The organism is Adlercreutzia sp., assembly GCF_056795635.1.
Window position 1 is genome coordinate 15,459 of sequence record NZ_JBQIIT010000016.1, and the last position, 12,252, is coordinate 27,710.

At 69.4% G+C, this 12,252-nt stretch carries 10 protein-coding genes; 8 read left to right on the forward strand and 2 right to left on the reverse strand.

Features of this window, described 5'->3' with window-relative positions; all coding sequences use genetic code 11:
- The first annotated feature begins 8 nt into the window (after positions 1 to 8).
- The 8 genes from ACTOXK_RS09300 to glpK all read left to right on the forward strand — a co-directional run bounded on the left by ACTOXK_RS09300 (position 9) and on the right by glpK (position 10,649).
- The gene (locus ACTOXK_RS09300; protein WP_482276731.1) at positions 9 to 437 is read left to right on the forward strand and encodes a pyridoxamine 5'-phosphate oxidase family protein; all 429 of its coding nucleotides are present in this window, start codon (positions 9 to 11) and stop codon (positions 435 to 437) included.
- Between the two features lie 273 nt (positions 438 to 710).
- Complete coding sequence (locus tag ACTOXK_RS09305) at positions 711 to 2,141, forward strand: alanine/glycine:cation symporter family protein (RefSeq protein WP_482276732.1); 1,431 nt, start codon at positions 711 to 713, stop codon at positions 2,139 to 2,141.
- 312 nt (positions 2,142 to 2,453) lie between these two features.
- The gene (locus ACTOXK_RS09310; RefSeq protein ID WP_482276733.1) at positions 2,454 to 3,884 is read left to right on the forward strand and encodes an alanine/glycine:cation symporter family protein; all 1,431 of its coding nucleotides are present in this window, start codon (positions 2,454 to 2,456) and stop codon (positions 3,882 to 3,884) included.
- Positions 3,885 to 4,264: 380 nt separating this feature from the next.
- Positions 4,265 to 5,671: an aminoacetone oxidase family FAD-binding enzyme gene (locus tag ACTOXK_RS09315; RefSeq protein ID WP_482276734.1), complete on the forward strand. Its 1,407-nt coding sequence runs from the start codon at positions 4,265 to 4,267 to the stop codon at positions 5,669 to 5,671.
- Entirely contained in the window at positions 5,668 to 7,302 is a 1,635-nt protein-coding gene (locus tag ACTOXK_RS09320) for an NAD(P)/FAD-dependent oxidoreductase (protein WP_482276735.1), read from the forward strand. The genes ACTOXK_RS09315 and ACTOXK_RS09320 overlap by 4 nt, the downstream gene beginning before the upstream one ends.
- Positions 7,299 to 7,907: an L-threonylcarbamoyladenylate synthase gene (locus ACTOXK_RS09325; protein WP_482276736.1), complete on the forward strand. Its 609-nt coding sequence runs from the start codon at positions 7,299 to 7,301 to the stop codon at positions 7,905 to 7,907. Before ACTOXK_RS09320 ends, ACTOXK_RS09325 begins: the two co-directional genes overlap by 4 nt.
- Positions 7,900 to 9,006: an alpha/beta fold hydrolase gene (locus ACTOXK_RS09330; protein ID WP_482276737.1), complete on the forward strand. Its 1,107-nt coding sequence runs from the start codon at positions 7,900 to 7,902 to the stop codon at positions 9,004 to 9,006. The genes ACTOXK_RS09325 and ACTOXK_RS09330 overlap by 8 nt, the downstream gene beginning before the upstream one ends.
- Before the next feature lie 152 nt (positions 9,007 to 9,158).
- Entirely contained in the window at positions 9,159 to 10,649 is a 1,491-nt protein-coding gene (glpK, locus tag ACTOXK_RS09335) for a glycerol kinase GlpK (RefSeq protein WP_482276738.1), read from the forward strand.
- A 39-nt stretch (positions 10,650 to 10,688) separates the two neighbouring features.
- On the opposite strand, the gene ACTOXK_RS09340 is transcribed toward glpK, so the two are convergent.
- Positions 10,689 to 11,594 (reverse strand): dimethyl sulfoxide reductase anchor subunit family protein, encoded by a 906-nt coding sequence (locus tag ACTOXK_RS09340; protein WP_482276739.1) that lies wholly within the window; start codon positions 11,592 to 11,594, stop codon positions 10,689 to 10,691.
- A gap of 8 nt (positions 11,595 to 11,602) precedes the next feature.
- Positions 11,603 to 12,220, reverse strand: coding sequence for a 4Fe-4S dicluster domain-containing protein (locus ACTOXK_RS09345; protein ID WP_482276740.1), 618 nt, complete (start codon positions 12,218 to 12,220; stop codon positions 11,603 to 11,605).
- Between the last annotated feature and the right edge of the window lie 32 nt (positions 12,221 to 12,252).

Here is a 12,252-nt window from a genome sequence, read left to right on the forward strand (position 1 = left end):
GAACCGCTATGTCCCAAGGAAAAGAGACCATCGTCAGCTACCTGACCAGCATTCCCGCCTGGTACCTGGCCACGGTGGAGGAGACCCCCGAGGGCGCCAGGCCCCACGTGCGCCCCTTCAGCTTCGCCATCATGCAGGACGGCGACATCCAGTTCTGCACCGCCACCACCAAGGACTGCTACCGCGAGATGGCTGCGAACCCTCATGTGGAGCTGACCGCCTGGAAGCCCGGTGCCGGCTGGGTGATCCTGCGCGGGAAGGCGAACCTGACCGACACTGCCGACGCCCATACCCGCGAGGAGGGCTTCAAGCACATGGTGGCCCTCGGCGAGACCTGGGAGAGCGCCGATGATGAGGCCCTCACGTTCTTCACCATCGAAGAGGCCGAGGCCTGGCTCTGCGACATCGACGGCTCCTGGAACCCCGTGGAGCTGTAACGATCTCGTTTACCGAGGCAGGGAAGGGCAGCTGAATTGTTCTGAACTGCGGCAATGCTAAGTGAGAAGCCCATTTTCGTGGGAGTAGCCGAGCGGGGGCGGGAGGGCCCCGCGCGCAGATTCCGCAGTCTCGGAAATAATGGTGTAAAATTTTCCCACCATTATTTCCGAAAGCGAGGACTTGTTTGAGCACGGGGCCCTCCCGCCCCCGCTCGGCGGTCGGGGCATGGAGTTCTGGCTCCTTTGCCCGACAGGCAAGTCCCTAAGGACCTCATGACTGAAATTCTCACAACGATCGATTCATTCGTGTGGGGGCCGGCGATGATCGCGCTCCTTCTGGGCACCCACGTCTACCTCACCTTCCGCACCGGCTTCATCCAGCGCAAGCTGCCGGCGGCCATCCGCATGTCGGTAAAGAGCGACCCGGACGGCAAGGGCGACATCTCCAGCTTCGGGGCCCTGGCCACGGCGCTCGCGGCCACCATCGGCACCGGCTCCATCGTGGGCGTGGCCACGGCTCTGCTCGCGGGCGGCCCGGGCGCCATCTTCTGGATGTGGATCGCCGGCATCTTCGGCATCGCCACCAAGTACGTGGAAACCTACGCCGCGGTGAAGTACCGCGTGCGCGACCGGCGCGGCCAGATGATGGGCGGCGCCATGTTCGTGTGGAGGCGGGCCTTCGCCCGGCCCGACGGCACGGTGCCCTGGTGGGCGACGCTGGGGGCCGTGGCCTTCGCCGGCTTCGCCGTCATCGCCACCATCGGCACCGGCTCGGCGGTGCAGGCGGCGGCCATCTCCGGCATCGTGACCTCCTCGGTGCCCGCCATTCCGGCCGTGGCCGTGGGCGTGGTCATCGTAGTGGCCGTGGCGGCGGTCATCTTCGGCGGCGTGAACTCCATCGCCCGGGTGTGCGAGTGGCTCGTGCCCGTCATGGCCGGGGCCTACGCCCTGGGCTGCCTCGTCATCATGGCCATGAACGCCCCGGTGCTGGGCCAGGCCGTGGGGCTCATCCTGGAGTGCGCCTTCACGGCGAAGGCCGCCTTCGGCGGGGCCGTGGGCTCGGGCATGATCATGGCCCTGCAATTCGGCTGCGCCCGCGGGCTGTTCTCCAACGAGAGCGGCCTGGGCACGGCCCCCATCGTGGCGGCCGCCGCCAAGACGCGCAACCCGGCCGACCAGGCGCTCATCTCCATGACCGGCGCCTTCTGGTCCACCGGCGTCATCTGCCTGCTCACGGGGCTCGTGCTCGTGTCCACCATGATCGCCCATCCCGAGATCGGCCAGGAGATCCTCGCCGACCCCTCCATCGCCACCGGCGCGGCCCTTGCCAGTGCCGCCTTCGCCGAGATTCCCTACTTCGGCACACCCATCCTCGTGCTCGGCATGTGCTCGTTCGCCTATTCCACCATTCTGGGCTGGTCCTACTACGGGAACCGCTGCGTGGCCTACCTGTTCGGGCCCAAGGGCATCAAGCCCTACCAGATTGTGTACGTGGCCGTGGCCTTCTTCGGGGCCATCGGGGTGGGGGACGTAGTGTGGACCATCTCGGACATCGGCAACGCCCTCATGGCCATCCCCAACATCATCGTGGTGCTGCTGCTGTCGGGTATGATCGCCCGGGAGACGAAGCACTTCGTCTACGAGGGGCATCTGGATGAGGAATACGCCGAGCCCGTGCCCACGGTGGACAAGGCCCAGCTGTAGAAGGTGCGCCGCTCGGGGGCGGTGTCCCGCCATAGCGGCCTCCTGGCCGGGGTGTCGGCGACCGCAGCCGCGGCGATGGGCGACCGCGGGGCATCGGGCCGCTGACGGCGTGCGCGGGACGTACCGTTGCCGTTCGCTGGTAATTCTCCCATTGTTAACATTGCCGCTCAACTTCTCTGCCTATAATGCGGGTACTTTAGCGCGTTAAAGTGCCCGGGTCGCTCTGGCGGCGGCTCGGACCGCGATGGGGCTTGGGGGCCTTACGCTCGCGGGCCTCGTGCCAACGCGCCCGTAGGAGAGGAGAAGCGATTCATGGATATGATCGTGAACGCCATCAACGCCATCGACGGCTTCGTGTGGGGGCCGCCGATGCTCGTGCTGCTGCTGGGCAGCCACATCTTCCTGACCTTCCGAACCGGGTTCATCCAGCGGAAGCTGCCGACGGCCATCAAGCTGTCGGTGACCAAGGACCCCGACGCCCCCGGTGACATCAGCCAGTTCGGCGCCTTGTGCACGGCCCTGTCGGCCACCATCGGCACCGGCAACATCGTCGGCGTGGGCACGGCCATCATCGCCGGCGGCCCGGGCGCGGTGTTCTGGATGTGGATCACCGGCGTCTTCGGCATCGCCACGAAGTACTCCGAGACCTTCGCCGCGGTGAAGTACCGCGTCAAGGACCACAACGGCGACATGCTCGGCGGCGCCATGTACGCCTGGAAGCGCGGATTTACCGACAAGAACGGTCATACTCCCTGGTGGGCCCTGCTCGGCGCCGGTGCCTTCGCCCTGTTCGCGGGCATCGCGTCCTTCGGCATCGGAAGCGCGGTACAGTCCTCCGCCATGACCGAGGTCATCGCCACGAATCTGCCCGGCGTGCCGGCCTGGGGCATCGGCCTAGCCATCGTCATCATGGTGTCCATCGTCATCTTCGGCGGCGTGAAGGTCATCTCGAACGTATGCGAGAAGCTCGTGCCCTTCATGGCCATCGCCTACATCTGGGGCTGCGTCGTTATCTTGGGCATGAACTGGGAGTTCGTCTGGCCGGCCCTGTGCCTCATCGTGGAGAGCGCCTTCACGGCCAAAGCGGCCTTCGGCGGCGCGTTGGGCAGCGGCCTCATGCTGGCCCTCCAGTTCGGCTGCGCCCGCGGCCTGTTCTCCAATGAGTCGGGCCTCGGCTCGGCGCCCATCGTGGCGTCGGCGGCCGCCACGCGCAACCCGGCCCGCCAGGCCCTCGTGTCCATGACCGGCACCTTCTGGGACACGGTCATCATCTGCCTGCTCACGGGCCTCGTGCTCGTGTCCACCATGCTCGGCAACGCCGATTTGCAGGCCGAGGTCATGGCCGGCAACATCAGCGCTGGCGCCCAGCTGTCCAGCGCCGCCTTCGCGAGTATTCCCTACATCGGCACGCCCATCCTCATCTTCGGCATGATCCTGTTCGCCTACTCCACCATCCTGGGCTGGAGCTACTACGGCAACCGCTGCGTCACCTACCTGTTCGGCAAGCGCGCCATCCGCCCCTACCAGGTGCTCTACGTGCTCGTGGCCTTCCTCGGCGCCATCGGCGTGGGCGAGGTGGTCTGGACGGTCTCCGACATCACCAACGCGCTCATGGCCATTCCCAACATCATCATGGTGCTGCTGCTCTCGGGCCTGATCGCCAAAGAGACGCGCCACTACGTCTACGAGAAGAACCTCGACGAGCGCGACGAGACTCCCATTCCCCAGTTGGACAGCAAGTAATCATTCTGCAAAATATGGTGTGACGGACGAGCGCTCTGCCATGCAGGGCGCTCGTGTTAGAATGGCCAGATGGTCGACGGGCCGTAAGTCCTGAGCGCCAGGCGGTGCCTTCTTTTTCGAGAGGAGGTGAATCGCTTGGACGTCTTCGTTTTCATCGTGCGCCTGGTGACAGCTGTTGTCGGGTTGCTGAGGGAGGCGGTTGCGTTCTCCGAGACGCTCAGGAGGGGCCAACATGGGAAGGACCGCTAGTTCGTGCTAGCGGTCCCAACTAAACGACGGTGCCGCCTGCACATCACCTCAGGCTGGTCCGTTGGCCTCATTCTAGCATAAGTTGCATGGGAAGGCGAACGGGCGGAAGCGGTATGCGCGAGGCGAAGACGGTGGCAATCATAGGCGGCGGCGCGGCGGGGCTTGCAGCAGCGGTGGCGGCGGCAGAGGCCGCCCGCGCGCCCGGGGCGGCAGAGGCCGTCGTGGTGTACGAGGCGTCCGACCGGGTGGGCCGCTCCATTCTGGCCACGGGCAACGGGCGCTGCAACTTCTCGAACGCACGGCCCGACGCGGCCCTCTACCGCCACGGCGATTTCGTGGCTGCGGCTTGGGAGGCCCTGGAGGCGAAGGGCACCGGCGCGGAAGGCGACGGAGCCGCCGGCCCCGGTTCCGCCAATGTGGTGCTGCGATTCTTCGCCGAGCACGGCCTGCTGTGGCGCGAAGAGGGGGAGGGGCGCCTGTATCCCCTTGCGAACAAGGCCACCTCGGTGCTCGATTGCCTGCGGGCGTCCTGCGCCGCCTTGGGTGTGGAAGAGCGCTGCGAGAGCGCCGTGGCCGCCGTAGAGCCGCCGCGCGGGCCGGGGCGCCCCTTCGCCCTGCGCCTGGCCGATGGGCGCTTCGAGCGGGCCGACGCGGTCATCGTCGCCGTCGGCGGCACCGTTGCACGCATCCTTCTGCCGGAAGGGCTGCCCTTCGTCGAGCCCACGCCCACGCTGGGGCCCCTTGCCACCGAGACCCGCTGGTGCCGCCCCCTCGATAATATCCGCGTGCGCGGGGCCCTGGAACTGCGCCGTGGGGGAGCCGTCATGGCGCGGGAGGTGGGGGAGGTGATGTTCCGCAAGTACGGCGTGTCGGGCATCGCCGCCTTCAACCTGAGCCGTCTGGCCGAACCGGGCGACGTATTGGCCGTGGACTTCCTCCCGGCCCTGGCCGCCGACCGTACCGAGGCGTTCCTGCGTGACCGCCGAAAGGCCCTACGGGCCGCCCTCGGCCGGGAAGTAACGTGGGACGATATGCTGCGCGGCATGGTGCTGGCCCCCGTGGCCGACGTGCTGCTGGCCGCCGCGGGGCTCAAGGGGAAGGCCCCGGCGGCCGTGGCCGAGGTTGCCCTGGTGGCCGCCGTGCTCAAGGGGCTCACGCTGCCGGTGACGGGTCTCGGTGATGTGCGCCAGTGCCAGGTGCACCGCGGCGGCGTGGCCGTAGAGGCCGTGGATGCCGCCTCCTGCGCGCTGCGCGCCGTGCCGGGGCTCTACGTGGTGGGCGAGGCCCTGGACGTGGACGCCCCCTGCGGCGGCTACAACCTGCACTGGGCCTGGGCCTCGGGCCTGCTCGCCGGCGCGAGTGCTGCGGAAGGGCTGGCAGTCTCCTCCGGCTCCGAGCGGGGCGAGGGGGCGCCGTGCTCAGACAGTCCTCGCTTGGTGCGACAGTCCCCAGGACTGTCGCAGTCGCTGCGGAACTGCGCGCGGACCCCCTCGCCCCGCTCGGAGCCTGCTGGTTCGGGAAAGCGGGGGCGGCGATGATCCAGGCATCGAACATTCCCGTATCCCTTGACGCGCTGCTTCCCGCAAACGAAGGTCTCTTCCGTCGGGAAGTGGCCCGGGCCCTTGGGGTAAAGGCGACGGCCCTTGCCGAGGTACGGCTGCTCAAGCGCTCCATCGATGCGCGCAAGAAGGCGAACGTGCACGGGGTGGTGACCGTGGCCGCGGCCCTGGCCGACGGGGCAGTGCCCGCGCCGGCGAAGGGCGTGGCCGTGCGCCCCTTCGAGCCGACGCCGCCTCTGGCCGTGGCCGCCGTTGCCGGCGGCGAGACGCGCCCTATCGTCGTGGGCACGGGGCCGGCGGGGCTGTTCTGCGCTCTGTACCTGGCCCGGGCCGGTCTGGCGCCGCTCGTGGTGGAGCGCGGGGCCGCCGTGGACGAGCGCGTGGCCATCGTGGAAGCCTTCAATACGGGCGCTCCCCTCGACGAGCGCACGAACATCCAGTTCGGCGAAGGGGGTGCCGGCACGTTCTCCGACGGCAAGCTGAACACGGGCATCAGGAGCCCGCACATCCGCCATGTGCTGGAGGCCTTCGTGGAGGCCGGGGCTCCAGCGGACATCCTCGTGGACGCGAAGCCCCATATCGGCACCGATCTTCTGACGGGCGTGGTGCGCAACCTGCGCCGGGCCATCGAGGCGGCCGGCGGCGAGGTGCGCTTCCTCACGCGCCTGGCCGACGTGGCGGTAGAAGACGGGCGCGTGACTGGCGCCGTTCTCGTCGATGAGCCCACGGGGCGCACCGAGACGGTTCCGACCGACCGTATTGTGGTGGCCTGCGGCCATTCGGCCCGGGACACTTTCGATCTGCTCGGCCGCCTCGGCGCGAGCCTTGCCCGCAAGCCCTTCGCCGTGGGCGTGCGCATCGAGCACCCCCAGGCCCTCGTGAACGAGGCCCAGTACGGCCCGGCCGCGGCCCATCCGGCCCTCGGGACGGCCGACTACAAGCTGGCCGTGAAGACCGATGATGGGCGCGGGGTCTACAGCTTCTGCATGTGCCCGGGCGGGGATGTGGTGGCCGCGGCCAGCGAGGCGGGGCATCTGTGCGTGAACGGCATGAGCCGCCACGCCCGCGCCGGCGTCAACGCCAACGCCGCCCTGCTCGTGGAGGTGCGTCCCGACGATCTGCCTGGCGACGATCCCCTGGCCGGCATTGCCTTCCAGCGCGCCCTGGAGCGGGCCGCCTTCGAGATCGGATGCGTGGGGGGTACTGCGCCCTACACGGCCCCGGCCCAGACCGTCGGCAGCTTCCTGGCTGGCTCGGCGTCGGCAGGGCCGTCTGCCACGGTGCGTCCCACCTACCCGCGGGGCGTGGCCTGGACCGACCTGCGCCGGTGCCTGCCGCCCTTCGTGGCCGATGCCCTGGTCGAGGCTCTGCCGGCCCTCGACCGCAAGCTGCGGGGCTTCGCGAGCCCCGAGGCGGTCATGACCGCCGTGGAGGCCCGCAGCTCGAGCCCCGTGCGCGTCGAGCGCGACGGGGGCTTCCAATCGAACATCGCCGGCCTCTACCCCTGCGGGGAGGGGGCTGGCTACGCTGGCGGCATCATGAGCGCCGCCGTGGACGGCCTGCGCGTGGCCGAGGCCATCGTCTCAGAATGCGAGGTGATCCCATCGTGAAGTTCCTGACCGTGGATGAGGCTGCGGGCGCCCTGGCCGCCGGCGAGGCGGTGGTCATGCCCACCGACACCGTGTACGGGGTGGGGGTGGCCGTGGATGCCGTGGATGATCCCGGCGTGCTCTTCCGCCTGAAGGGGCGCCCCGCCGGCAAGGCCGTGGCGTGGCTCGTGGAAGGCCCGGCGGCCCTCGACCGCTACGGTACGGCCGTGCATCCCTGGGTGCACCGGCTGGCCCGGCGCTTCTGGCCCGGCGGCCTCACCCTGGTGGTGCCGGCCTCCGAGGCGGTGCCGGCCCCCTTCCGCTCGCCGGAGGGCACCATCGGCCTGCGCATGCCGGCCTCTCCGGAGGTGCTCGCCCTCATTCGGGCCGTGGGTTGCCCCTTGGCTGTTACCTCGGCGAACCTGTCGGGCGCTCCCGCGGCCGCCTTGCCCGAGCTGCTCGATGGCGATCTGGTTTCCCGCACAGCCGGCGTCCTTGGGGGCGCGTGCGGCGTCAGTGGCGGCGGATTGGCCTCGACGGTGATCGATTGCACGACCGTCAAGCCGAGCGTGCTGCGATGCGGCCCCATCAGTTCCCGCGATTTGGAGGAGTGCTCCCATGACTAATTCCGTAACCGGCGATTCGCCGATCAGCGAGACCGGCGAGCCGGCGGCTGCCGCGATCGGGTCCGCTGTCGTTGCTGCCGGCGCCCCACCCGATAGCGCCATGGCCTCTCTCGACCCCATCGACTTCACGTTCGACTCCGCCGATGGGGAGAGCGCGGTGCACGCCGTGCTGTGGCTGCCCGCCTCCTTGCAGGAGGATCGCGCCCAGGGGGCGGGGAAGAGCCTCGGCACCTTCCGCCCCCGGGGCGTGGTGCAGCTCATCCACGGCATGGCCGAGCATATCGGCCGTTATGACGACTTCGCCCGCTGCCTCGCCGATGCCGGCTACCTGGTGTGCGGCCACGACCACGTGGGCCATGGCGACACGGCTCCCACTGCGGCCCATCGCGGACGCATGCACCCGGTGCGCGGCGGTGACGCGCTCGTGGCCGATGTGCAGTCGCTGCGCCTGCTCGTGAGCCAGCAGGTGGCGGTCGAGGTGCCCTATTTCATGTTCGGCCACTCCATGGGCTCCCTCGTGCTGCGCAACTACCTGCCGCGCTTCGGGAAGGGGCTTGCCGGTGCCGTCCTCTGCGGCACGGCCAACCAGCCTGAGGTCGTGGCTGCGGCGGGCAACGTGCTCGCTCGCGCCATCGTCAGGATGCGCGGGGCCGACTACAAAAGCAAGCTTCTGCACAGCCTGGCCGACGGCGCCTACAGCCATCAGGTGAAGGATGCGCGCACGCCCTTCGACTGGCTCTCCCGCGACCCGGCGGTCGTGGATGCCTTTATCGCCGACGAGCGCGCGGGCTTCATGTTCTCGGCCGGCGCCTACGCCACCTTGACCGAGCTGGCCGCTCGCGCTAACAGCCCCGCGGCCTACCGGGCCACGCCTCACGAGGTGCCCCTGCTCTTCGTGGCCGGCGATGCCGACCCGGTAGGGAACTGCGGCCGCGGCGTGGCCCGGGCCGCCGAGTCCATGGAGGCCGCCGGCGCCGAGGACGTGACCCTGAAGCTCTTCCCTGGCATGCGCCACGAGATCCTCAACGAGCTCGGCAAAGAAGAAGTGTACGACTATATCCTGGAATGGATAAACGCCCACAGCGAAGGCCGAGCGTAGAGGAGACGTCGGGTGTTCCGACCGAGCGAGTTCCGCAGCGACGAGAACAGCCCGGTGGGCTGTTCTCCAAAGCGAGGACTGTCTGAGCGAATCGGAATACCCGGCGGCTCCGATTGGCGGTGAGCCGCAAGTAGCAACAGGAGGAGATGTCCGTGAAGAAATACGTCATCGCGCTCGATCAGGGCACCACATCGTCCCGGGCCATGCTCATCGATCGCGGCGGACGGGCCGTGGGCAGCGTGCAGCGGCCCTTTCCGCAGCTGTACCCCCAGCCGGGTTGGGTGGAGCACGACCCTCACGACATCCTGTCGTCCCAGCTGGGCGCCTTGACCGAGCTCTTGCTCACCTACAGTGTGAGCCCGGCCGAGATCGATTCGGTCGGCATCACCAACCAGCGCGAGACCACGGTGGTGTGGGACCGCGCCACCGGCGAGCCCATCGCGAACGCCATCGTGTGGCAGTGCCGGCGCACGGCCCCCATGGTGGAGGCCCTCGCGAGCGACCCGGTTGTGGCCGCCGAGATCACCGCGCGCACGGGCCTTGTGCCCGACGCCTACTTCTCGGCGAGCAAGATCGCCTGGATCCTGGGGGAGGTGCCCGGGGCCCGCGCTAAGGCTGAGGCCGGCGAGCTCGCCTTCGGCACCGTCGACAGCTGGCTCATCTGGAAGCTCACCTACGGGGCCGTGCATGCCACCGACGTGACCAATGCGAGCCGCACCATGCTCTACAACATCCACGAGGGCTGCTGGGATCCCTACTTGCTGGAGCTCTTCGGCATTCCCGCCTCCCTCATGCCCGAGGTGCGCCCCTCGGCCGGCGACTTCGGCGTGACGGCGAACCCCGGTCTCGTGCAGGGCATTCCCATTCGGGGCGTGGCCGGCGACCAGCAGGCGGCCCTGTTCGGCCAGTGCTGCTTCGAGCCGGGCCAGGCGAAGAACACCTACGGCACCGGCTGCTTTCTGCTCATGCACACGGGGAAGGAGGCCTGCGCGAGCACCAAGGGCCTCATCACCACCGTGGCCGCCTCGGCCCCGGGCACGAAGGGCACCGAGTACGCCCTGGAGGGCAGCGTGTTCATGGCCGGCGCCCTCATCCAGTGGCTGCGCGACGAGCTCGGCATCATCGACAGCGTGGCCGAGGTCGATGCCATCGCCCGCAGCGTGCCGAGCACCGAGGGCGTGGTCGTGGTGCCGGCCTTCACGGGTCTGGGGGCGCCCTGGTGGGACGCTGATGCCCGCGGCGCCATCCTGGGGCTTACCCGCGGGGCCGGTCGCGCCCACATCGTGCGGGCGGCCTTGGAATCCCTCGCCTACCAGGTGTGCGACCTGGTACAGGCCATGACCGAGGATGCGCGCTTGCCGCTGTCGGTGCTGAACGTTGACGGGGGCGCTGCGGCCAACGACTTCCTCATGCAGTTCCAGGCCGACATGCTGGGGGTGTCACTGCGCCGCCCGGCCAACGCCGAGACCACGGCTCTGGGAGCGGCGTTTCTGGCCGGTCTGGCCACGGGTTTCTGGCCCGATACGGCGGCGCTTTCGGCTTTGCGGGAAGGGGAGGAGCGCTTCCTGCCCACCTTCGACGAGGCTGCCCGCGCCGTCCGCCTCGCTCGCTGGCGCGACGCCGTGGTCCGGGTACGCAGCTAGGGCGGCGAAAGGGCCACGGCGGGTTGAACCGCTCGGCGCCTACACCCCCAGGCCCACGGTCAGGTGGGCCAGATAGAAGCAGAACCGCATGACGAAGATGGCCGCCAGGCCGAGGGCCGCCGCCGTGCAGAGGCGCCCCACGAGCTGGTAGCGGATTGCGCCTTCGGGCGGGGTGCCGTCGGCCGGAAGGTTCCGCGTCGCCCGCCAGGCGATGACGATGCCGCCGGCACCCAGCAGGGCGAAGGCTGCGACGGCCGCCCCATAGGCGGGCACGAGGTCGGTCACGGAGGCCACGGCGTTGCCCACGCTCCCGAGATCGACCCCCTGCAACCCGTACACCGCAACGCTCGCCGCTAGAGCCCCGGCCGCGAGCGCGGCGAGGCCCTTGGCCCGGCGCGCTGTCAGAGAGGTGCAGCGTCCCACGGCATAGCTGGCCAGGGCCACCAGCGGGCCGCCCATGAGGGCGTTGGCCGCAATGGCCACGGGCACTTCCCACAGGTTCCAGGAGATGATGGTACGGGCGGAGTAGGCCAGGCCCACGGCGGCGATGAACGCCAGGGCCGCCAGATCGATGGCGCCGATCCACAGGCGCAGCAGGCGGGGGCTGGGGGCGCGGCGGAACGAGTAGAGCCAGTAGAGGCCGCCGAGCATGAGGAAGATGACGGCGCAGAGCACTTCGTTGGACAGCGGGGAGGAGCCCACGGCCGCGAAGACGTAGAGGGCGTTGGCGGGACTGCCCAGATGGGTGGCCGAGGCCACGAGCCCCACCATGGACACGATGAGCGGCAGGCACAGGTAGGTGCTGATGCGCCGCACCTCGGCCCAGGAAGCCCGGCCGCTCAGAATGGGCAGCCCCATGAGCAGCAGGGCCATGGCCCCGGCTGGCGCGAGGGTGGTGAACAGGACGAGGGTTATCTCGCCGAGGGCGGTGTCGAGTCCGATCACGGGGCGTCCTAACGGGTTTCGGCGACGTTGCCGATGGCCACGCCGTCGCCGGCGGCCCGGCCGTCGCGGCTGGGCTTGATATAGAGGTTCGGACAGGTCTCCTCGGCCGGCGGCAGGGGAGGGGTGGCCGCCCTCTCTCCCCGAGCGGCCATGGCCTCGGCGGTGCCGAACCCGAGGGCCCGGGCGGGGCAGGCCAGCACGCAGAGGGGCGCCTCGCCGGCGGCGAGACGGTCGGGACAGCCCTCGCACTTCACCGAGTGGCCCCGGCTCTTGTCCACCTGAGGGGCGTTGTAGGGGCAGGCGAGGTGGCAGTAGCCGCAGCCGATGCACTTCCGGGTGTTCACGGCCACCAGCCCCGTGGCCTCGTCCTTGGCCATGGCCTGGGTGGGGCATACCTCGATGCAGACGGGGCGGGAGCAGTGGTTGCAGCCGAGAGAGAGGTAGAAGACGCGGCAGGTGGTGGAGCAGATGCCCGCCCCGTCCTTCTCGGTGCGGCCCTCCACACACTCGTAGACGCGGCGAAACGCCACGCCGACTCCCAGGTCGAAACCGTCCTTGCAGGCGACGACGCAGGTCTTGCAGCCGGTGCAGCGGGAGCCGTCGAAGAAGAACCCGAGCTGGGCCATGGGGTGCGCACCTCCTCTCGCGAAGCCGCGCG